Source organism: Blattabacterium cuenoti (assembly GCF_014251555.1).
Taxonomy (GTDB): Bacteria; Bacteroidota; Bacteroidia; order Flavobacteriales; family Blattabacteriaceae; genus Blattabacterium; species Blattabacterium cuenoti_P.
Genome location: NZ_CP059190.1, coordinates 404,000 through 425,303, shown reverse-complemented (window position 1 = coordinate 425,303; position 21,304 = coordinate 404,000). Strand labels below are relative to the sequence as shown.

Here is a 21,304-nt window from a genome sequence, read left to right as displayed (position 1 = left end):
AATAAATTGTGATAAAAAAAAAGAAATAGTAATTTCTCCCGCTGATGGGAAAATTGTGGAAATAAAAAATATTTTTGAGACTGAGTTTTTAAAGGAGAATTGTATATGTATTTCTATTTTTATGTCTCCTTTTAATGTGCATGTAAATAGATTCCCTGTATCTGGAAAAGTGATTTATACCAAATATCATCCAGGTAAATACTTAATAGCATGGTTTAAAAAATCATCATTGAATAATGAACGTACAACTATTGTTATAAAAACAAATAAGGGTAAAAAAGTATTATTTAGGCAAATTGCTGGATTTTTGGCTAGACGTATTATTCTTTATGCAAGAAAAAATTCTATAGCGAAAAAGGGAGAAGAGTTTGGATTTATCAAATTCGGATCTAGAATTGATGTTTTTTTACCTTTGAATTCTGTAATTTTAGTGAAAGAGGGAGAAAAAGTTTATGGAGGGGAAACTAAAATTTCCATTATCCCATTATAATTAACTCCCTTTATCAATTTTTTATTTTACTTCTTCATAATCTACATCTTGTACATTTCCATTTCCTTTACTGTCACTCCTTTTTTCATCATTTTCTTTCTTGTTTGATTGATCATTCTTTTTTTCCGCCGCATAAAGTTCTTGAGAAGCATTAGTCCAAGCTTCATTCAGTTTTTTCATACTATTATCAATAGAAGAAAAATCTTTTTTAGAATGAGCTTTTTTTAATTCTTCTAACGAAATTTCTATATTTTTTCTATTATTTTCTGATAATTTATTTCCATAGTCTTTCAACTGCTTTTCAGATTGAAAAATTTGATTGTCAGCAGAATTTAATTTTTCTATTTCTTTTTTTATATTCTCATCTTTTTGAGCATTTTCTTTCGCTTCTCTTTTCATTTTTTCTATTTCTTCTTGGTTCAAACCTGAAGAAGTTTCAATACGTATAGATTGTTCTTTTCCCGTTCCTTTATCTTTTGCAGATACATTAAGTATCCCATTAGCATCTATATCAAAAGTTACTTCTATTTGAGGGATTCCTCTAGGAGCTGGTGGAATATCTACTAAATCAAATCGACCTATCTCTTTATTATCATTGAACATTGGTCTTTCTCCTTGTCCAACACGTATAGTGACTGCTGATTGATTATCAGCTGCTGTAGAGAAAATTTCAGATTTTTTAGTAGGAATAGTTGTATTAGACTCAATAAGTTTCGTAAAAACACCTCCTAAGGTTTCAATTCCTAAAGATAAAGGAGTTACATCTAATAATAATACATTTTGCACATCTCCAGTTAAAACTCCACCTTGTATAGCAGCTCCAATAGCAACCACTTCATCTGGATTTACTCCTTTAGATGGTTTTTTTTTGAAAAATCTTTCGACTTCTTCCTGCACTTGAGGTATACGTGTAGATCCTCCTACTAAAAGAACTTCGTCTATATCTTTAGTAGTTAGATTTGCATCTTTTAAGGCTTTAGAACAAGGATTTATAGAACGTTGTATTAATTTTTCTGATAGTTGCTCAAATTTTGCACGAGTTAAGGTAATAACCAAATGCTTAGGACCAGACTCAGTAGCTGTAATATATGGAAGATTAACTTCTGTTTGATTAGAAGAAGATAATTCTATTTTTGCTTTTTCAGAAGCTTCTTTTAAACGTTGTAAAGCCATAGGATCTTTTCTAAGATCTAATCCTTCTTTAGATTTAAATTCATTTGCAAGATGATCAATTATTACTTGATCAAAATCATCTCCGCCTAAATGAGTGTCTCCATTTGTAGAAAGAACTTCAAAAACTCCATCTCCTAACTCTAAAATAGAAACATCAAAAGTACCTCCTCCTAAATCATATACGACTATTTTTTTATTTTGATTGCTTTTTTCTAAACCATAAGCCAATGCGGCCGCAGTTGGTTCATTAATAATTCGTTCTACTTTTAATCCTGCTATTTCTCCTGCTTCTTTAGTAGCTTGTCTTTGCGCATCGTTGAAGTAGGCGGGGACTGTGATGACGGCTCTGTTAACTTCTTCTCCTAAATAATCTTCAGCTGTTTTTTTCATTTTTTGCAAAATCATTGCTGATATTTCCTGAGGAGCATACAATCTTTTTTCTATATCTACACGAGGTGTATTATTTCCTCCTTTTATGACTTTGTAGGGAATATGTTTTAATTCTTCTGTTACTTCCGAATACATTCTTCCCATAAATCGTTTAATTGAAAAAATAGTTTTTTGTGGGTTGGTGACCGCTTGTCTTTTTGCCGGATCTCCTATTTTTCTTTCTCCTCCTTCTACAAAAGCAACTATAGATGGAGTAGTTCTTTTCCCTTCTGAATTAGGTATAACAACGGGATCATTAATTTCCATGACGGCCACACAAGAATTTGTTGTTCCTAAATCTATTCCTATAATTTTACTCATTACGTTTTTTCATATTAGTTAGTCTCCCAATAGCTCTTCAATCATTATGCCATAATGAAAATAAAACCCTTTATAAATAAAGGTAGCAAAATGTATGACAATAAAAAGCTTTTGAAAAAAAAGTTTTTTATGACAAAAAGTCATCTTATGAATATTTTTAAAATTTCTTATATTACAAAAAATAAAAAAAATATGGATCCGTTAAGTTTAAAGACAACTTCATCCAAAAAAGATTCAATCGTGAAGTCATGGATAATAATGGATGCTACTAATCAAATTCTTGGTAGATTTTCTTCTAGAATAGCTTCTATTATAATAGGAAAACATAAACCTTTTTTTTCTCCCCATGTAGATTGTGGAGATCATGTCATTGTGATTAATTCTAATAATATTAGACTCACTGGAAAAAAATGGAATTATAAAAAATATATCCGTTATACTGGATATCCTGGAGGGAAAAAGGAAACTGCTGTTAAAAATTTGTTTAATAAAGATTCCAGAATATTGATATACAAAGCAGTAAAAGGAATGCTTCCTAAAAATCGTTTAGGACGTTCAATTTTGAAAAATCTTCATGTTTATCAAAAATCCAATCACAAACATGAAGCTCAAAAACCTATTTTATTTAAGTTGAATTAAAAAGTATCATGATACATCATACTATAGGAAGGAGGAAAAGATCTCTTGCCCGTGTTTATTTAAAACTAGGGAATGGATTAATAACTATCAATTCCAAAAAATTGGATCAGTATTTTCCAAAATATGTTCATCAAAAAATTTTATATCCTATTAAAATTATAGATAAATTAGATCAATTTGATATGAATATCAAAGTGTTTGGAGGAGGATTTAATGGACAGGCAGAAGCGATTCGTCTTGCAATATCTCGTGCGCTTTGTCAATTTGATCTAAAACATAGAAGCAAATTAAAGTTTGAGGGATTATTAACTCGCGACTCTAGAGAAGTTGAAAGAAAAAAGTTTGGTCGAAAAAAAGCTAGAAAAAAGTACCAATTTTCAAAACGTTAGAACGTTAGGAATAGAAAAACTGAAAAATAAAAATGAAAATTAATACTAAAGATTTGTTGAAAGCTGGAGTTCATTTTGGACATATTGCACGAAAATGGAATCCAAATATGCGTCCTTTTATTTTTATGAAAAAAGGAGGGATCCATATTATTGATTTATCAAAAACAATTTATAAACTTGAAGAAGCTTGCAATGGATTAAAAAAAATAGCAATAACTGGAAAAAAAATATTGTTAGTTGGAACTAAAGCTCAAGCTAAGGAAAAAGTTTATTCTTATGCAAAGAGTATAAATATGCCTTGTGTAACAGAAAGATGGTTAGGTGGATTGTTGACAAATTTTACAACTATTCGTAAATCTGTTAAAAAAATGAATAGTATAGAAAAAATGAAAAAAAATGGAACTTTTAATACTTTGTCCAAAAAAGAAAGATTATTAGTTAATCGATTATATGATAAATTACATAAAAATTTAGGAAGTATTTCAAACATGAATCATATACCAGGTGGTATTTTTTTGGTAGATCCAAACAAAGAGAAAATAGCATTGACAGAAGCTAAAAAGTTGAGAATTCCTATATTTGCTATGGTAGATACTAACACTGATCCGAATGGGATTCAATATCCTATCCCTTCTAATGATGATTCATCCAAATCAATAGATATTATTTTGAAATTTGTGGTAGAAGCTATTCAAAATGGAATTTTAATCAACAAAAATGAACGTGAAGAAAAAAATCATACAAATAAAAAATCATGAAAATTCCTGTATATCAAATTAATAAACTTAGAAAGATGACAGGTGTTGGAATAATGGATTGCAAAAAAGCTTTGATTGATTCCAACGGAAATATAGACGAAGCCATTCTTATTTTAAGAAAAAAGGGAGAAAAAATAGCAATCAATAGATCATCTTTTCAGATGAAAGATGGAGCTGTTATTTCTTCTATAAGTTCTGATCATTCTTCTGGAACAATTATAGGCCTTAGTTGTGAAACTGATTTTCTATCTAAGAGTTACGAATTTTTAAGTTTTTTATCTATGCTATCTAAAAAATCTTTATCATGTCATACTAAAGAAGATTTTTTATCCAGTTATTATCATGAAATGAACAGTGTGAAAGAAATGATTGTCAGTCACATGGGAGTAGTAGGAGAAAAATTGGAATTAAAAATTTTTGAAAGAATAGATTCTCCATTTGTCATAGATTATACTCATAACAATCATAAAATTGCAACATTAGTTGGATTTTCTTCTGAAATAAATATATCTGTAGCTAGAAATATAGCAATGCATATTACAGCTATGAATCCTATAGCTATAAATGAGGATGAAATCCCAAATAAACTCATGAAAAAAGAAGTAGATATCATCAAAAATCAAGTAAAAACAGAAATAAGATCAGACGATATGATGCAAAAGATTATTCAAGGAAAAATTAAAAAATTTGTTTTAAATAATACTCTTCTGAATCAGAAATTCATAAAGGATAACAAAATAAATATTCAAGAATATTTAAATAAATATAATAAGAATTTAAAAATAAATTTCTTCAAAAGAGTAAGTATTTAATTGAATGAAAAAACTAATGTTAATAATTTTGGATGGTTGGGGTTTTTCTTCTACAAATTCATCTTCTTCTGCTATAGAACAAGCTAACACTCCGTTCATTGATTTTTGTTATAAAAATTATCCTTCTAGCAAATTAGAAGCTTCAGGATCTTATGTCGGATTACCCAAAGGTCAAATGGGAAATTCTGAAGTAGGTCATATAAGTTTAGGATCTGGACGAAAAGTTATTCAAAGTTTAGAAAAAATAAATGCGTCTATTGAAAGTGGTTTTTTCAGGAAAAAAGTCAGCCCTATTTTAGATAAGATCCGTCTATCCAAAAAAAGAATACACTTTATTGGATTATTATCTGATGGAGGTGTCCATTCACACATGAATCATCTTTTTGCTTTACTTAAAATAGCTTGTGAAAAAAAAATAAAAGATGTTTTTATACATGTGTTCACAGATGGAAGAGATTCATCCCCAAATAAAAGCATTTTTTATATCAAAGAACTTTTAAAAAAAACTAGAAAATACGTTGGAAAACTATCTTCTATTATAGGAAGATATTATTCAATGGATCGTGATCATAGATGGGAAAGAACTAAAAAAGCATATTACGCAATGGTTTATTCAAAAGGTTTTTATACTAAAAATGTTTTTTCATCTATAGAAGAATCATATAAAAATGGAGTGACAGATGAATTTTTACCTCCTTTAATAATTACTGACAGTCAAGGAATTCCTATTTCAAAAATAGAAGATGGAGATGTTGTTTTTTGTTTTAATTTTCGATCAGATCGTTCTAGACAAATCACAGAACTATTGACTGGATATAATTCTTTTTCAGGTATAAGAAAGTTAAATTTATTTAGTTACATAACTATGACCTGTTTTAATCCTAAATATAAAGATATTCATGTTCTTTTTGAAAAAGAGTGTTTGCCAGAAACATTAGGTGAAATTTTGGAAAAAGAAGGGAAAAAACAGATTCGTATAGCTGAAACAGAAAAATATCCACATGTTACTTTTTTTTTCTCGGGAGGAAGAGAAATCCCTTTTGATAAAGAAACTAGAATTTTATGTGAATCTCCTAAAGTGTTTACTTATGATTTAAAACCTGAAATGAGTGCAGAAAATATTGTGAAAAAAATTATTCCTGAATTAAAAAGAAAGAGTTCAGATTTTATTTGCTTAAATTTTGCGAATCCAGATATGGTAGGTCATACTGGAAAAATGAAAGAGACAATAAAAGCTTGTGAATACGTTGATCAATATACAAAATTTTGTTCTGAAGAAGCAATAAAAAATTCATACACAGTTATTATAGTAGGAGATCATGGAAATGCAGATTATATGATTAATCCTGATGGAAGTCCTAATACTGCTCATACTACATCTTTAGTCCCTTTTATTCTTTTAGATCAAGAAATAAAAAAACAAAATCTTTTGCTAAGAGAGGGAGTATCTTTATCAGATGTGGCTCCTACCATACTTCAATTAATGGAATTACCTATTCCTCATGTAATGAGTGGAACTTCTATTATAAAATGTCGAAAAAAATAATTGTGTTTTGATACAGTTAAAAACTATTGAAGAAATAATCTTAATCAAAAAAAGTGCTTTTTTAGTTTCTAAAACATTAGGAATGTTAGCTAAAGAAGTTAAACCTGGTGTGAATACTCTTTTTCTAGATAAACTTGCAGAAAATTTTATTCGTGATCACGGTGGAGAGCCAGCTTTTTTAGGTTTATATGACTTTCCAAATACTTTATGTGTTTCTCCAAATCATCAAGTAGTGCATGGTATTCCTAATCAATCTCCTTTGTGTGAAGGAGACATTTTGTCTATAGATTGTGGGGTTTATATGAATGGCTTTTATGGAGAACATGCTTACACTTTTGAAGTTGGAACTGTTTCTAACGACATAAAAAAATTTCTTAATTGTTCTAAAAAATCTCTTTATATTGGAATTTCCAAATGTAGAACCGGAAATCATACTGGAGATATAGGTTATTCTATACAATCTTACATTGAAAAAAATGGGTACAGTGTGGTCAAAGATCTTGTAGGTCATGGACTTGGTAAAGAAATGCATGAAGATCCTCAAATTCCTAATTTTGGAAAAAAAGGAAAAGGGTTTCAATTAAAAAATGGATTGGTTCTTTCTGTAGAACCTATGATTAATTTGGGTACGTCCGAAATATTATTTCATAAAGATGGATGGACAATCACCACTTTAGATGAAAAAATATCTGCTCATTATGAACATAATATAGCTATTATTGATGGATATCCTTGTTTACTTTCTACTTTTCGTTATATTTACAAAGAACTTAATATTCAATCATTCGAAGAGGATCCTTTTCAAAACAAAAAAATTGATATAGATAATTTTTAATGTTAATTTATTGATTTAGTTGTATTTTTTCATTAAATAGCATAATTTGCGTTCTAAATATAGAATATGCCTACTATACAACAATTAATTAGAAAAGGTCGTACTTCTGTTCCCAAAAAAAGGAAATCTATTGCATTGGAATTTTGTCCTCAAAAAAGAGGAGTTTGTACTAGAGTTTATACTACAACACCAAAGAAGCCAAATTCAGCTATGCGAAAAGTAGCTCGTGTTCGTTTTACAAATGGAAGAGAAGTTATTAGTTATATAACAGGAGAAGGACATAATCTTCAAGAACATTCAATCGTATTAGTTAAAGGAGGTAGAGTGAAAGATTTGCCAGGAGTAAAGTATAAAATCGTGCGAGGCGCTCGTGATACAGCTGGAGTGAGTGGGAGAAAAAAAAGCAGAAGTAAATATGGAGCTAAAATAACTAAAAAAGGTTGAATTAATGAGAAAAGTGAAAAAAAAAGCGAAAATATATTTGCCAGACCCAAAATTCAATGATGCACTTGTTGCACGTTTTGTTAATCATTTAATGAAAAATGGAAAAAAAAACGTGGCATATAAAATATTTTATAATGCTATGCAAAAAATAGATTTAATAAAAGAAAAAGAAGAAAAATCAGCATTAGAAATATGGAAAGAGGGATTAAAAAATGTAACGCCTCATGTAGAAGTAAGAAGTCGACGGATGGGTGGATCAAATATACAAGTTCCGGTTCCTATTTCTTCTAATAGTAAAATAACAAAAGCAATGAAATTGTTGATATCTTGCGCATCTATTAGAAACGAGAAAACTATGGCAAATAAATTAGCTTCTGAAATATGGGATGCTTTCCAAGAACAAGGAGAAGCTATTAAAAGGAAAGAAAACATTCACAAAATGGCAGAAGCCAATAAAGCCTTTTCGCATTTTAGATTTTAGTTATTTATTATGGAAAAAGACTTAAGGTATACAAGAAATATAGGAATTGCGGCACATATTGATGCAGGAAAAACGACTACCACAGAAAGAATTTTGTTTTATACAGGAATTAATCATAAGATAGGAGAAGTTCACGATGGAGCTGCCACTATGGATTGGATGCAACAAGAGCAAGAACGTGGAATAACTATAACTTCAGCAGCTACATGTTGCGAATGGATATATAATAATAAAAAATATCAGATTAATATTATAGATACTCCCGGCCATGTAGATTTTACTGTAGAAGTAGAACGATCAATGAGAGTTTTGGATGGGATGGTCGTTTTATTCAGTGCGGTTGATGGTGTTGAGCCTCAATCTGAAACTGTGTGGAGACAAGCGGATAAATACGGAATACCTAGGATAGCTTTTGTCAATAAAATGGATAGACAAGGAGCTGATTTTTTTCATGTTTGTTCTCAAATAAAAAAAATTTTAGGAGCTAATTCAGTTCCGTTGCAACTTCCTATTGGAAGTGGAGATAACTTTATAGGAGTAGTAGATTTGATAGCGAGTAAAGCTATAATATGGGATGAAAAAAATTATGGTATGACGTATCAAAAGCATCCTATTCCAGAAGAAATGAAAAGTCTAGTTAATGATTACCACAATCAACTTATTGAAACTTTATCCGAACATGATGATGTCATAATGGAAAAGTTTTTGTACGATAATTATACTATATCAGAAGATGATATTATTCATTCTTTGCAAAAGAATACAATAAAAATGAAAGTAATTCCTATTCTATGTGGTTCTTCTTTTAAAAATAAAGGAGTACAGGCTATATTAGATTCTATATGCAGATACTTGCCTTCTCCTCTAGAAGTTAAAGACATAGTAGGGACTCACCCTATTAGTCAAAAACAAGAGATAAGAAAACCCAATGAAAATGAGCCTTTTTCTGCTTTAGCATTCAAAATAGCAAGTGATCCTTTTGTAGGCCGTCTAGCTTTTTTCAGGGTTTATTCTGGAAAAATAGAATCCGGATCTTATAGTTTTAATGCAAGATCTGGTAATAAAGAACGCATTTCTAGAATATATCAAATGCATGCAAATAAACAAAATCCAATAGAAAAAATTGGAGCTGGAGATATAGCTGCTGTAGTCGGTTTTAAAGATATTAAAACAGGTGATACTTTATGTGATGAAAAATATCCAATTTTATTAGAAAATATATTGTTTCCTGATCCAGTTATTGGTTTAGCTATTGAACCTAAATTCAAGTCTGATATTGATAAAATGACTTTTGCTTTATCTAAATTAATGGAAGAAGATCCTACTTTTCAAGTTAGAACAGATCATTATACAGGTCAAACAATTATTTCAGGAATGGGAGAACTCCATTTGGAAGTCATTGTAGATCGGATGAAAAGAGAATTCAAAGTTGAAGTCAACCAAGGAAAACCTCAAGTAGAGTATAAAGAAGCTCTAACAGATTTGGTAAAACATCGAGAAATTTATAAAAAACAAACAGGAGGTAGAGGAAAATATGCGGATATATTGTTTAGATTAGAACCTGGAAATATAGGAAAATCTGGATTGGTATTTATTAATAAAGTCAAAGGAGGAAATATCCCAAAAGAATACATTCCTTCTATAGAAAAGGGATGTAAAGAAATGATGAAAAATGGACCTTTATCTGGATATGAAATAGATAGTGCCAAAGTAACTATTTTAGATGGATCTTATCATTCTGTTGATTCAGATCAACTTTCTTTCGAAATAGCAGGTAAATTAGGTTTTAAGGAAGCAGCTAAAAAAGCTAAGCCTGTTTTGTTAGAACCAATTATGAAATTAGAAGTAATTGTTCCAGAAGAAAACATGGGGGAAGTAATAGGAGATTTGAATCGCAGAAGAGGAATAGTTCAAAATATGAACACTCGAAATAATATAAAGGTAATTCAAGCTTTAGTTCCATTATCTGAAATGTTTGGATATGTAACAGTTCTACGAACACTTTCTTCTGGAAGGGGAACTTCTGTTATGGAATTTTCTCATTACGATACGGTTCCTGCTAATGTAGTAGATGGTATTATTATAGAAAACCGTAATAAGAAAACAAAAAAATAAGTGCTATGGGTCATGATATAAAAATTAAATTAAAATCTTATGATTATAATTTGTTAGATAAATCAGCTGAAAGAATTGTTAATTCGGTGCTTCCTACTGGAGTTGTGTTGAATGGACCTGTCCCTTTACCTACTGAAAAAAAAATATTTACAGTATTACGTTCTCCACATGTAAACAAAAAATCAAGAGAACAATTCTTTCTCCCTACTCATAAAAGACTTTTACAAATTCATAATGCCTCATCTAAAACAGTAGATGCATTGATGAAACTAGAGTTGCCCAGTGGAGTTGAAGCGGAAATAAAAGTGTAAAAAAAATGTCTGGATTAATAGGAAAAAATATAGGGATGACAAGTCTTTTCATGGAAGATGGAAAAAATGTTCCTTGTACTGTTGTACAAGTAGATCCTTGTTATGTAATCCAAATAAAAACAATAGAAAACGATGGTTATTTTTCTGTTCAATTTGGAGTTGATGAAAAAAAAATTAAAAGAACTAATAAACCTTTGTTAGGTCATTTTAAGAAAGCTGGATTATCTCCGAAAAAAAAACTATTAGAATTTAAAGGTAATTCAATTTCTAATTTTACTTTGGGAAGTAAAGTTACTGTAGATTTTTTTCGAGAAGGGGAGTTAGTTCATATCAAAGGGATTTCTAAAGGAAAAGGATTTCAAGGAGTGGTTAAAAGACATAATTTTTCAGGTGTAGGAGAAAGGACTCATGGTCAACATAATCGCTTAAGAGCTCCGGGATCAATAGGTGCTGGGTCTGATCCTTCGCGTGTTTTTAAAGGAAAGAAAATGGCCGGAAAAATGGGAAAAAAAAGTGTAACCATTAAAAACTTAAAAATACTGAAAATAGATGCTCATCAAAATTTGATAATTTTGAAAGGATCAGTTCCAGGAAATAAAAATTCATATTTGATGATTAATAAAAAAAAATGGAATTAAGAGTTTTAGATATCAATGGAAATTTGACTGAAAAAAAAGTAGAATTTAATGAAAAATTTTTTTCTAAAAAATCTTATGATCATTCTATGTATTTAGAAGTAAAGAGATATTTGTTTGCCCAACGTCAAGGAACGCATAAATCCAAAGAAAGAGGGGAAGTATCCGGAAGTACTAGAAAATTACATAGACAAAAGGGAACAGGAGGTTCTAGAAAAGGAGACATTAAGAACCCTATTTTTAGAGGAGGAGGAAGAGTATTTGGCCCCAAACCAAGAAAATATTCAATTAAATTAAATAAAAATACAAAAAATAGGGTAAAAAAATTCATTATTGAACAAAAACTAATACAAAATAGAATCAAAATTGTAGAAAATATTGAATTGAATATTCCAAAAACAAAATTTATTTCAGAATTATTAAAATCCCTACAGTTAAAAAATAAAAAATTATTAATGGTACTTGGAGAAAAAAATAAAAATTTATATTTATCATCTCGTAATTTAGAAAAATTTAAACTATTAAATGTGAATGAACTGGATTGTTTTTCTCTATTAAATTTTCCATATATTGTTTTTTCTGAAAATTCAATAAAAAAAATTCACGAATTTTTGTCTATATAAAATTATGATTTTGATTAAACCTTTTGTTACAGAAAAATTAACCAAAAAAGATAAAAATAATTGTTATGCTTTATCTGTAGATGTAAATTGTAATAAAATTCAAATCAAGAAAGAAATTAAAAAAAAGTTTGGAATTTCTGTAAAAAATATTAGAACTATGATTTATCCCAGAAAAGATAAATCAAAATACACTAAAAAAGGATTTCTTTATGGAAAAACTAGTAAAATGAAAAAAGCTGTTATTCAACTTGAAGAAAATCAGAAAATTGATTTTATCAATAAAAAAGAAGTCTAATGTCAATCAGAAAATTAAAACCTATTACACCTGGTCAACGTTTCAGAATAGTAAATTGTTTTGATCAAATAACAAATCATAATCCTGAAAAAACTTTAGTTAAAGGAAAATGTAAGTCTGGAGGACGAAATAATACTGGACGAATGACTATACGCTATTCTGGAGGTGGTCATAAAAGAAAGTATAGAATAATTGATTTCAAAAGAAGAAAATTTGGAATTCATGCTGTTATAAAATCTATAGAATACGATCCAAATCGATCTTCTTTTATCGCCTTGCTTCATTACAAAGATGGAGAAAAGAGATATATTGTAGCTATGGATGGATTTAAAATAGGTCAAAAAGTTATTTCTGGTAAAAATGTACCTTTTCATATAGGAAATTCTACTTTTTTGAGTGAAATACCATTAGGTACTAATGTGTCTTGTATAGAACTTAGGCCTGGTCAGGGTGCAAAAATAGCTAGAACTGCAGGTTCTTTTGCTCAATTGTTCGCAAAAGATAAAAAATATGCTACAATTAAACTTCCATCTGGAGAAATGAGAACAATTATGACGACTTGCATGGCAACAATTGGAGTTGTTTCTAATCTTGATCATCAATTAGAAACGTATGGTAAAGCAGGAAAAAAAAGACATTTTGGAAGAAGGCCTAGAACTAGAGGAGTGGCAATGAATCCTGTCGATCATCCAATGGGAGGGGGAGAAGGAAAAGCTTCTGGAGGGATACCTAGAAGTAGAACAGGAAAGCCATCTAAAGGTTTTAGAACTCGTTCTAAAAAAAGATATTCTAATAAATATATTTTACAAAGAAGAAAAAAATAAATTTTTTTATTATGGCAAGATCTTTAAAGAAAGGCCCATATGTATCTCTAAAGTTGCATAAAAAAGTATTGATCAACCTAAAATCAGAAAAAAAAACTGTTATTAAAACTTGGTCCAGACCGTCTACTATTTTACCGGATTTTGTTGGACAAACATTTGCTGTTCATAATGGAAAACAATTTGTCAGTGTATATGTTACTGAAAATATGATTGGACATAAATTGGGAGAATTTGCTCCAACTCGCACTTTTAGAGGACATTCTGGATCCAAAAATAAATTGAAAGTGAAAAATTAAAAACACAATGAAACAAGAAACTGGTGTAGCTTCAGCTTCTTTGAAAAGAGTGAGAACCTCTCCAAGAAAGATGAGAATGGTAGTAAATTTAATTCGAAATAAAGAAATCCAAAGTGCTTTAGATATATTAACATATAGTCATAAAAGAAGAATATCTATTTTTTTAAAGAAATTACTTCTTTCTTTATTGTCTAATTGGAAAAAAAAGTATGATGAATCTTATTCTAAAAAAGAATATTTATATATAAAGGAAATTAGAGTTAATCAAGGAAAAACCTTAAAAAGGTTACGTCCTGTCCCTCAAGGGAGAGGGCACAGGATCCGAAAAAGGTCAAGTAATGTTGTAGTTTTTTTAGAAAAAAGAAAAGAAATGTGATTTTTATATGGGACAAAAAACAAATCCAATTGTTAACCGTCTTGGAATCATTACAGGATGGCAATCTAGCTGGTGCAATAATTATAAAGATAGAATACAGGAAGATTTTAAAGTAAGAAGATATATAGAAGCCAGATTACCAAAAGGTATAGTTTCTCGTATTTTCATTGAAAGAACTTTAAAATTTATTACTATTACTATTCGTACATCGCGACCAGCTCTTGTTATAGGAAAAGGAGGAGATGAAGTAGATACGATTAGAAAAGAATTAAAAAAACTTACTAAAAAAGAAGTTCAAATTAATATATCAGAAGTTAAACGTCCTGAATTAGATGCACCATTAGTAGCTAAAAGTTTAGTAAGACAATTAGAAAATCGAATATCTTATAAAAAAGCAATTAAATTATCTATCCTTTCTGCTATGAGAATGAATGCTCAAGGGATAAGGGTTCAGATTTCAGGCAGACTCAATGGCTCAGAAATGGCTAGATGTGAAACCTATAAAGAAGGTAGAATTTCTCTCGGAACTTTTCGTGCTGATGTCGATTATCATATGGCAGTAGCTCATACTGTTTATGGAAGTATAGGGATTAAAGTATGGATTATGAAAGGAGAAGTGTATGGAAAAAGAGAATTATCTCCTTTATTAGGAATACAAAAAAAACAAAGAGGAAATAAACTCTCTCACAGAAAAAAATAAATAGGACATATTTTAACCATGTTGCAACCAAAAAAAACAAAATATAAAAAAAAACAAAAAGGAAGAATTCGTGGAAATTCAAAAAAAGGAATTTTTCTTTCCAGAGGTTTGTATGGGATAAAAGCTTTAGAAAGCGCTTGGATTACTTCAAGGCAATTAGAAGCAGCACGAGTAGCTGCTACAAGGTATATGAAAAGAGAGGGTAAACTATGGATTAATATATTTCCAGATAAACCTGCTACTAAAAAACCACAAGAAGTACGTATGGGAAAAGGAAAAGGTCCTGTTGAATTTTGGGTTTCTGTTGTTAAACCCGGAAGAATTTTGTTCGAAATCGATGGAGTGGAAATGAATGAGGCTAAAGAAGCTTTAAGACTAGCTGCCCAAAAGCTTCCTATTAAAATGAAATTTATTTTTTCTAATGAAGTTAAATTATGAAAGATTCAGATATCAAAATTTTATCAATTGATGATTTGATTCAAGAAATTAAAGTTCTTGAAAATAATTATCAAAATGTAAAGTTTTACCATTCTGTAAGAATAAATAAAAATCCTATGATAATCAGAATTATGAGAAGAAAAATTGCTAAATTGAAAACGGAATTAAATAAAAAAATAAATGGCAGGAGAAGATAAAAAATCCATTATTCGGAATAGGAGAAAACAAAAACAAGGAACTGTCATAAGTGATAAAATGGATAAAACAATTGTAGTGTCTGAAGTAAAAAAAATAAAACACAGATATTATGGGAAAAGTGTAATAAAGAAAAAAAAATACATGGTTCATGATGAAAAAAATATTTCTAAAAATGGAGACAAAGTTAGTATTATGGAAATGCGTCCTATAAGCAGAAAAAAATGTTGGAGATTAGTATCCATATTAGAAAAATCCAAATAATATTTTTTTATGTTGCAACAAGAGTCTATTTGTAAAGTATCGGATAATACAGGAGCTAAAGAAGCGTTGATTATTAGAGTATTAGGTGGAACCAAAAAAAGATATGCTTCTCTAGGGGATTCTATAGTTGTTACTATAAAAATAGCTGTCCCCGGAGGAGGGACAGTTAAAAAAGGACAAGTATCTAAAGCTGTGGTTATTAGAACGAAAAATAGAACAAAAAGAAAAGATGGATCTTATATAAGTTTTGATGATAATGCCTGTGTTTTAATTAATGCCTCTGGTGAAATGATAGGAACAAGGGTTTTTGGTCCTGTAGCAAGAGAACTTAGAGAAAAAGAATACATGAAAATTATATCTTTAGCACAAGAAGTTTTGTGATTATGACAAGAATAAAAAAAGAAGATAAGGTATTGGTTTTATCAGGAAATCATAAAGGAAATGAAGGAATTGTTTTAAAAGTTGTTCCTAAAAAAAATAAAGTTATTGTACGTGGTTTGAATATAGTAAAAAGACATTCAAAACCCAGTATGAAAAATCCTAAAGGAGGAATCATAGAAAAAGAAGCTCTCATCCATATATCTAATTTAAAAAAAGTGGTGAAAGAAAAAGAAAAGAATGATTTATCAATCTAGATTGCAAAAATTATATAAGAAAGAAATAGTACCGGGGTTAATAAAAAAATTCGGATATAAATCTATTATGGAAGTTCCTAGATTAAAAAAAATTTTGATCCATCAAGGAGTTGGATTATCTGTTATAGATAAAAAAATGATAGATTTTTCTATAAAAGAAATAACAGACATAACAGGACAAAAAGCTGTTTTTTGTTATTCTAAACATGATGAGTCCGGGTTTAAACTCAGAAAAGGAATGCCTATAGGAGTAAAAGTAACTTTGCGTAGAATAAAAATGTTTGAATTCTTAGAAAGACTTATTGTTGTCTCTCTCCCCAGAGTAAGAGATTTTAATGGAGTAAAAGAAAGTAGTTTTGATGGTCGTGGAAATTACAATATGGGAATCACAGAACAAGTTATTTTTCCTGAAATAAATATTGATAAAATTAAAAAAAATATGGGAATGAATATTACATTCGTTACTTCTGCTAAGAATGATGTAGAAGCTAAAAGCCTTTTGTCTTTTTTCGGGATCCCTTTTAAAAATAAAAAAAATGGCTAAGGAGTCAGTTAAAGCAAGACAAAAAAAAAGAGAAAAGATGGTAATGAAATATGCAAATAAAAGAAGAATTTTAAAAAAATCCAAAAATTATGAATTATTGCAAAAATTACCTAGAGATGCATCTCCCGTACGTTTAAGAAATAGATGTTCTATATCTGGAAGATGCAGAGGATATATGCGCCAATTTGGTGTTTCTCGTATTGTTTTTAGAAATTTAGTTTCTCAGGGACTTATACCTGGTGTTAAAAAAGCTAGTTGGTAGATTAAAATAATTTGTATGGATCCAATTGCCGATTTCTTAACTAGAATTAGAAATGCTAGTTTAGCAAAACATGAACTTTTAGAAGTGACTTCTTCTAAAATAAAAAAAGAAATTGCTAGTGTTTTGTTAGAAAATGGATATATTTTAGGTTACAAGATAGAAAAGAATAAAAAAACTATTAAAATAGCTTTGAAATACTATCAAGAAAAAACTTCTGTTATTCAACAAATAATCAGAATAAGCAAACCAGGGCTTAGAAAATATTGTAAATATAAAAATTTACCTCGTGTATTAAATGGATTAGGAATTGCTATAATTTCCACTTCTAATGGAGTAATAACAGATAAACAAGCAAGAATAAAAAGAATAGGGGGAGAAATTTTGTGTTATGTGTATTAATAAATAATTTTCAAAATGTCTAGAATTGGAAAGAAACCTATTTTTATTCCGGAAAATGTAGATGTAAAAATACTTGATAATAAAATATTAGTAAAAGGAATTTTAGGATCTTTGAGTCAAGAAATTTCTAATAAACTGCAATTGAATCTGCATAAAAATCAATTAATAATTATTAGGAATCAAAAGGATAAGGATAAAGACTCTAAATCTTTGCATGGATTGTATCGTGTTTTAATTAACAATATGATTATAGGTGTGACAAAAGGATTTATAAAAGAATTAGAATTAGTAGGAATTGGATACAGAGCTACTTATAACGAAAATATTTTGGATTTAAATTTAGGTTTTTCTCATAATATTATGATGCAAATCCCTGAAGAAGTTCATATAAATATAAAATCGGAAAAAGGAAAAAATTCTATTCTGATTTTAAAATCTCATGATAAACAACTTTTGGGAATGATAGCTGCTAAAATTAGATCTTTTAGAGTACCAGATCCTTATAAAGGTAAAGGAATTAGATATTTAAAAGAAAAAGTTCGTAAAAAAGCAGGAAAATCAGCTTAATTTTTAACAAAAATGAAAAAAAAAAAATCAAGAAGAGTTTTTGGAGAATCAGGCAGACCTAGAATTTCTGTTTTTAGAAGTAACAAAGAAATTTATGCACAGATCATAGATGATGAAATTGGGAAAACTTTGGTTTCATCATCATCAAAAGAAAAAATATTTCGTCATTTTCAAAAAACAAAAATAGAATTGTCTAGTGAAGTAGGTAAATTATTAGGAAATAGAGCTAAAAAATTGAAAATAAAAAAATTAGTTTTTGATAAAGGAAGATATTTATATCATGGAAGAGTGAAATCTTTAGCTGAAGGAATTAGAGAGGTGGGGTTGGAATTTTAGATAAAAAATTGTGATAGAATGTCTGATAAAAAAAAATATACAGGATTAGAATTAAAGGAAAAATTAGTTGGTGTCACAAGAGTATGTAAAGTGACTAAAGGAAGAAGATATTTTAGTTTTAGTGCTATTGTTATTAAAGGAAATGAGAATGGAATAGTTGGTTATGGTTTTGGAAAATCCAAGGAGGCACCTGATGCTATTCACAAAGCTGGAGAACAAGCTAAAAGAAATCTTTGTAAAGTTTGCATCTCTAATGGAACAATTCCTCATGAACAAGAAGCTAAATATGGAGGTGCCCGTGTTCTTCTTCGACCAGCTTCTGATGGAACTGGAATTATAGCAGGAGGACCTTTAAAAGCTGTTCTTGAAGCTTCAGGGTTGAGAAATGTTTTGTCAAAATCCAAAGGATCCTCTAATCATCATAATATTATTAAAGCTACTATTAAAGCTTTGAGTAAAATGAGGGATGTTCACATTATTGCAAAACAGAGAGGAATCACCATCAAAAAAGTATATAATGGATGAAAAAAATATTTCAATAGATATCAATCGATTATCTCCAAAAAATGGATCCAATAAAAAAAAATTAAGATTGGGAAGAGGTCAAGGATCTGGGAAAGGTGGAACTTGTGGGCGAGGACATAAAGGTGCAAAATCACGATCTGGATTTTCCAAAAAAAGAGGGTTTGAAGGAGGACAAATGCCTCTTCAAAGAAGAATCCCTAAATTTGGATTCAGAAGACATTTTTTGAGAAAGAAATTTTCTTTGATTAATTTAGATACAATTCAAAATTGTGTAAATCGAGGAAAAATTAAAGATTTTGTTGATCAAGAAGTTTTATTAAAAAATAATTTGGCAAGAAAAAATAATCTTATCAAGATATTGGGTAGGGGGGAACTACGTTCTTCATTAAAAATATATGCATCTAAATTTAGCAAAAAAGCTTTGTTATCTATTAAAAAAACAGGAGGGGAAGCTTTATCTATATGATAAAAAATTATTATGGATAATTTTTTAACATTTTTTCATAACATTTGGAATATTAAAGAATTACGAAGAAAAATAATAATAACTCTGAGTTTATTATTGGTATATCGTTTTGGTGCTTATGTCCCACTTCCAGGAATTAATCCTTTGGGAATTAGTGATTTTATGGAAAAATTTAATTCAGGATCTAAAGGATTAATGCAAATATTATCCTCTTTTACTGGAGGTGCTTTTAATCGTGCTTCAGTTTTAGCTTTAGGGATTATGCCTTATATATCTGCTTCTATTATTATTCAATTAATGTGCATTATTATTCCCTACTTACAAAAATTGCAAAGAGATGGAGAAAGTGGAAGAAAACAAATTAGTTTCATCACAAGATGGTTGACTGTAGGAATATGTTTAATACAAGCGCCTGTATATCTCGTTTCTTTAACTCAGCAATTTATTCCTTTTTCATCCAATTCTTCTGTTAATACTTATTTAATTGACATAAGTACTTTTTATGGAAAAAGTATGTTTTGGATTATAGGAATAACAATTTTGACATCTGGAACTTTATTTACTATGTGGTTAGGAGATAAAATTACAGATAAGGGAATAGGAAATGGAATATCCTTAATAATTATGTCCGGAATAATAGCACGTTTACCAGATGCTATAGCTAAAGAAATTTTTAGAAAATTGGAAATTGGAAATGGAGGATTAATAGTATTATTTCTCGAATTTTTATTATGGTTATTGGTCATTTTATTTTCCATTGTAATTATTCAAGCCATTAGAAAAATTCCGGTTCAATATGTTTCCCATTATAAATCTTTAGGATTAGGATCTCAATTAATTCACAAAAAACATCAGTATCTACCGCTTAAAATGACTGCTGCTGGGGTTATGCCTATTATATTTTCTCAAGCTATAATGCTTTTTCCCTTAACTTTTTCTGATTATGTAAAAAATGTCAAAATTAAGAATTTTTTTCATCTTTTTCAAGATATTTATGGTTTTTGGTACAATTTGACTATTTCTGTATTGGTAATAGTGTTTACTTTTTTTTATACAGCCATTACCATTCCAGTAAATCAAATGGCTGATGATTTGAAAAGAAATGGAGGTCACATTCCAAGAATTAAACCCGGAAAAGAAACTGCCGAATACATAGATAGTGTTTTGTCTAAAATAACGTTACCCGGAGCTATTTTGTTAGCTTTAATAGCTATTTTACCATCTATAGTTTTTCGAATAGGAATAACTCAAAATTTTGCATTGTTTTATGGAGGAACTTCATTGTTAATTGTAGTAGGAGTTATTTTGGATATTTCACAACAAGTGAATATTCATTTATTAAATTATCATTATGATGGATTGATGATGATGAAAAATCGTAGTGGTAGATATACTAGATTATAATTTTTTTTGTATATTATTTTATAACTAAAATTAATTATTTATTATGGCTAAACAGAAGCATATTGAAGTTGATGGGACCATTATAGAATCGTCTCCAAATGCAATGTTTCGTGTTGAATTGGAAAACGGATGTATTGTTAAAGCTCATATATCCGGTAAAATGAGAATGCATTATATAAAAATATTACCAGGAGATAAAGTGAGGTTAGAAATGTCTTCTTATGATTTAGAAAGAGGTAGAATTACTTATAGATATTAATCAAAATTTATATTATGAAAGTCAGAGCTTCTTTAAAAAAAAGAACTGAGAATTGTAAGATAGTTAGACGTAAAGGACGTTTGCGGATTATTAATAAAAAAAATCCTAGATTTAAACAGAAACAGGGTTAATATATGGCTGTTCGAATTTCAGGAGTGGATATTCCTATATCTAAAAGAGGATTGATAGGTCTTACTTGTCTATATGGGATAGGAAGGAGTTTATCTAAAATAATCTTGCATTCTGTTGGCATAGATGAAAGTAAAAAAGTAAAAAATTGGTCTGATGATGACATTAGTAAAATTAGAAAATATATATCTAATAATGTAAAAATTGAAGGAGAATTAAGGTCTGATATTCAGATCAATATTAAACGATTGATGGACATTGGTTGTTATATAGGGACAAGACATAGAAAAGGATTGCCACTAAGAGGTCAAAAAACAAAAAATAATTGCAGAACTAGAAAGGGAAGAAAAAAAACTGTAGCAAATAAAAAGAAAGTTACAAAGTGATAA

General features: G+C 29.1%; 35 protein-coding genes. 34 read left to right on the top strand and 1 reads right to left on the bottom strand.

The window, feature by feature from the left end; all coding sequences use genetic code 11:
• Positions 1-490, top strand: a 490-nt coding sequence (locus H0H68_RS02090) for a phosphatidylserine decarboxylase family protein (protein WP_185853163.1), incomplete at its 5' end; no start/stop codon positions are given.
• Positions 491-511: 21 nt separating this feature from the next.
• Here the strand turns inward: H0H68_RS02090 and dnaK are convergent.
• On the bottom strand, positions 512-2,413 hold the full coding sequence (gene dnaK / locus H0H68_RS02085) for a molecular chaperone DnaK (protein WP_185853162.1): 1,902 nt from the start codon (positions 2,411-2,413) through the stop codon (positions 512-514).
• Positions 2,414-2,605: 192 nt separating this feature from the next.
• Between dnaK and rplM the strand changes: the two genes are divergently transcribed.
• The 33 genes from rplM to rpsM all read left to right on the top strand — a co-directional run bounded on the left by rplM (position 2,606) and on the right by rpsM (position 21,301).
• Positions 2,606-3,052, top strand: coding sequence for a 50S ribosomal protein L13 (rplM, locus tag H0H68_RS02080; protein WP_185853639.1), 447 nt, complete (start codon positions 2,606-2,608; stop codon positions 3,050-3,052).
• An 11-nt stretch (positions 3,053-3,063) separates the two neighbouring features.
• Positions 3,064-3,441: a 30S ribosomal protein S9 gene (gene rpsI / locus H0H68_RS02075; protein WP_185853638.1), complete on the top strand. Its 378-nt coding sequence runs from the start codon at positions 3,064-3,066 to the stop codon at positions 3,439-3,441.
• Between the two features lie 32 nt (positions 3,442-3,473).
• Positions 3,474-4,199 (top strand): 30S ribosomal protein S2, encoded by a 726-nt coding sequence (gene rpsB / locus H0H68_RS02070; protein ID WP_185853161.1) that lies wholly within the window; start codon positions 3,474-3,476, stop codon positions 4,197-4,199.
• Entirely contained in the window at positions 4,196-5,011 is an 816-nt protein-coding gene (gene tsf / locus H0H68_RS02065; protein ID WP_185853160.1) for a translation elongation factor Ts, read from the top strand. The genes rpsB and tsf overlap by 4 nt, the downstream gene beginning before the upstream one ends.
• 4 nt (positions 5,012-5,015) lie before the next feature.
• Positions 5,016-6,557: a 2,3-bisphosphoglycerate-independent phosphoglycerate mutase gene (gene gpmI, locus H0H68_RS02060; RefSeq protein WP_185853159.1), complete on the top strand. Its 1,542-nt coding sequence runs from the start codon at positions 5,016-5,018 to the stop codon at positions 6,555-6,557.
• A gap of 7 nt (positions 6,558-6,564) precedes the next feature.
• A complete protein-coding gene (gene map / locus H0H68_RS02055; protein WP_185853158.1) occupies positions 6,565-7,392 on the top strand; it encodes a type I methionyl aminopeptidase in 828 nt (275 codons plus the stop codon).
• A gap of 66 nt (positions 7,393-7,458) precedes the next feature.
• Positions 7,459-7,836, top strand: coding sequence for a 30S ribosomal protein S12 (gene rpsL / locus H0H68_RS02050; protein WP_185853157.1), 378 nt, complete (start codon positions 7,459-7,461; stop codon positions 7,834-7,836).
• Positions 7,837-7,840: 4 nt separating this feature from the next.
• On the top strand, positions 7,841-8,317 hold the full coding sequence (gene rpsG, locus H0H68_RS02045; protein WP_185853156.1) for a 30S ribosomal protein S7: 477 nt from the start codon (positions 7,841-7,843) through the stop codon (positions 8,315-8,317).
• Positions 8,318-8,326: 9 nt separating this feature from the next.
• Entirely contained in the window at positions 8,327-10,432 is a 2,106-nt protein-coding gene (gene fusA / locus H0H68_RS02040; RefSeq protein ID WP_185853155.1) for an elongation factor G, read from the top strand.
• Positions 10,433-10,437: 5 nt separating this feature from the next.
• Positions 10,438-10,743, top strand: a complete 306-nt coding sequence (rpsJ, locus tag H0H68_RS02035) for a 30S ribosomal protein S10 (protein ID WP_012840772.1) — start codon at positions 10,438-10,440, stop codon at positions 10,741-10,743.
• Between the two features lie 5 nt (positions 10,744-10,748).
• Positions 10,749-11,381, top strand: coding sequence for a 50S ribosomal protein L3 (gene rplC / locus H0H68_RS02030; protein ID WP_185853154.1), 633 nt, complete (start codon positions 10,749-10,751; stop codon positions 11,379-11,381).
• Complete coding sequence (gene rplD, locus H0H68_RS02025; protein ID WP_185853153.1) at positions 11,372-12,001, top strand: 50S ribosomal protein L4; 630 nt, start codon at positions 11,372-11,374, stop codon at positions 11,999-12,001. The genes rplC and rplD overlap by 10 nt, the downstream gene beginning before the upstream one ends.
• 4 nt (positions 12,002-12,005) lie before the next feature.
• Positions 12,006-12,296: a 50S ribosomal protein L23 gene (gene rplW, locus H0H68_RS02020; RefSeq protein WP_185853152.1), complete on the top strand. Its 291-nt coding sequence runs from the start codon at positions 12,006-12,008 to the stop codon at positions 12,294-12,296.
• Positions 12,296-13,120 carry a 50S ribosomal protein L2 gene (rplB, locus tag H0H68_RS02015; RefSeq protein WP_185853151.1) on the top strand — a complete coding sequence of 275 codons (825 nt, stop codon included), beginning with the start codon at positions 12,296-12,298 and terminating at the stop codon, positions 13,118-13,120. The genes rplW and rplB overlap by 1 nt, the downstream gene beginning before the upstream one ends.
• 11 nt (positions 13,121-13,131) lie before the next feature.
• Positions 13,132-13,416 (top strand): 30S ribosomal protein S19, encoded by a 285-nt coding sequence (gene rpsS / locus H0H68_RS02010; RefSeq protein WP_185853150.1) that lies wholly within the window; start codon positions 13,132-13,134, stop codon positions 13,414-13,416.
• A 7-nt stretch (positions 13,417-13,423) separates the two neighbouring features.
• Positions 13,424-13,792 carry a 50S ribosomal protein L22 gene (gene rplV / locus H0H68_RS02005; protein WP_185853149.1) on the top strand — a complete coding sequence of 123 codons (369 nt, stop codon included), beginning with the start codon at positions 13,424-13,426 and terminating at the stop codon, positions 13,790-13,792.
• Between the two features lie 7 nt (positions 13,793-13,799).
• On the top strand, positions 13,800-14,492 hold the full coding sequence (gene rpsC, locus H0H68_RS02000) for a 30S ribosomal protein S3 (RefSeq protein ID WP_185853148.1): 693 nt from the start codon (positions 13,800-13,802) through the stop codon (positions 14,490-14,492).
• 18 nt (positions 14,493-14,510) lie between these two features.
• Complete coding sequence (rplP, locus tag H0H68_RS01995) at positions 14,511-14,930, top strand: 50S ribosomal protein L16 (protein ID WP_185853147.1); 420 nt, start codon at positions 14,511-14,513, stop codon at positions 14,928-14,930.
• A complete protein-coding gene (gene rpmC / locus H0H68_RS01990; protein ID WP_185853146.1) occupies positions 14,927-15,127 on the top strand; it encodes a 50S ribosomal protein L29 in 201 nt (66 codons plus the stop codon). Before rplP ends, rpmC begins: the two co-directional genes overlap by 4 nt.
• A complete protein-coding gene (gene rpsQ / locus H0H68_RS01985) occupies positions 15,111-15,389 on the top strand; it encodes a 30S ribosomal protein S17 (RefSeq protein ID WP_185853145.1) in 279 nt (92 codons plus the stop codon). Before rpmC ends, rpsQ begins: the two co-directional genes overlap by 17 nt.
• A 9-nt stretch (positions 15,390-15,398) precedes the next feature.
• The gene (gene rplN, locus H0H68_RS01980; RefSeq protein WP_185853144.1) at positions 15,399-15,770 is read left to right on the top strand and encodes a 50S ribosomal protein L14; all 372 of its coding nucleotides are present in this window, start codon (positions 15,399-15,401) and stop codon (positions 15,768-15,770) included.
• A 2-nt stretch (positions 15,771-15,772) separates the two neighbouring features.
• The gene (gene rplX / locus H0H68_RS01975) at positions 15,773-16,024 is read left to right on the top strand and encodes a 50S ribosomal protein L24 (RefSeq protein WP_185853143.1); all 252 of its coding nucleotides are present in this window, start codon (positions 15,773-15,775) and stop codon (positions 16,022-16,024) included.
• Positions 16,008-16,568, top strand: coding sequence for a 50S ribosomal protein L5 (gene rplE / locus H0H68_RS01970; RefSeq protein WP_185853142.1), 561 nt, complete (start codon positions 16,008-16,010; stop codon positions 16,566-16,568). Before rplX ends, rplE begins: the two co-directional genes overlap by 17 nt.
• Complete coding sequence (rpsN, locus tag H0H68_RS01965) at positions 16,561-16,830, top strand: 30S ribosomal protein S14 (protein WP_185853141.1); 270 nt, start codon at positions 16,561-16,563, stop codon at positions 16,828-16,830. Before rplE ends, rpsN begins: the two co-directional genes overlap by 8 nt.
• Positions 16,831-16,839: 9 nt before the next feature.
• Positions 16,840-17,229 carry a 30S ribosomal protein S8 gene (rpsH, locus tag H0H68_RS01960; protein ID WP_317168035.1) on the top strand — a complete coding sequence of 130 codons (390 nt, stop codon included), beginning with the start codon at positions 16,840-16,842 and terminating at the stop codon, positions 17,227-17,229.
• Between the two features lie 15 nt (positions 17,230-17,244).
• Positions 17,245-17,796, top strand: a complete 552-nt coding sequence (rplF, locus tag H0H68_RS01955; RefSeq protein WP_185853140.1) for a 50S ribosomal protein L6 — start codon at positions 17,245-17,247, stop codon at positions 17,794-17,796.
• A 12-nt stretch (positions 17,797-17,808) separates the two neighbouring features.
• On the top strand, positions 17,809-18,132 hold the full coding sequence (gene rplR / locus H0H68_RS01950; RefSeq protein ID WP_185853139.1) for a 50S ribosomal protein L18: 324 nt from the start codon (positions 17,809-17,811) through the stop codon (positions 18,130-18,132).
• Between the two features lie 18 nt (positions 18,133-18,150).
• The gene (gene rpsE / locus H0H68_RS01945) at positions 18,151-18,657 is read left to right on the top strand and encodes a 30S ribosomal protein S5 (RefSeq protein ID WP_185853138.1); all 507 of its coding nucleotides are present in this window, start codon (positions 18,151-18,153) and stop codon (positions 18,655-18,657) included.
• 13 nt (positions 18,658-18,670) lie between these two features.
• Complete coding sequence (rplO, locus tag H0H68_RS01940) at positions 18,671-19,123, top strand: 50S ribosomal protein L15 (RefSeq protein ID WP_185853636.1); 453 nt, start codon at positions 18,671-18,673, stop codon at positions 19,121-19,123.
• A 12-nt stretch (positions 19,124-19,135) separates the two neighbouring features.
• Positions 19,136-20,527, top strand: coding sequence for a preprotein translocase subunit SecY (gene secY / locus H0H68_RS01935; protein ID WP_185853137.1), 1,392 nt, complete (start codon positions 19,136-19,138; stop codon positions 20,525-20,527).
• Between the two features lie 43 nt (positions 20,528-20,570).
• Positions 20,571-20,786, top strand: coding sequence for a translation initiation factor IF-1 (gene infA, locus H0H68_RS01930; RefSeq protein WP_014726678.1), 216 nt, complete (start codon positions 20,571-20,573; stop codon positions 20,784-20,786).
• A gap of 14 nt (positions 20,787-20,800) precedes the next feature.
• Positions 20,801-20,917, top strand: coding sequence for a 50S ribosomal protein L36 (gene rpmJ / locus H0H68_RS01925; RefSeq protein WP_185853136.1), 117 nt, complete (start codon positions 20,801-20,803; stop codon positions 20,915-20,917).
• Positions 20,918-20,920: 3 nt separating this feature from the next.
• Positions 20,921-21,301 carry a 30S ribosomal protein S13 gene (gene rpsM / locus H0H68_RS01920; protein WP_185853135.1) on the top strand — a complete coding sequence of 127 codons (381 nt, stop codon included), beginning with the start codon at positions 20,921-20,923 and terminating at the stop codon, positions 21,299-21,301.
• Positions 21,302-21,304: the final 3 nt, after the last annotated feature.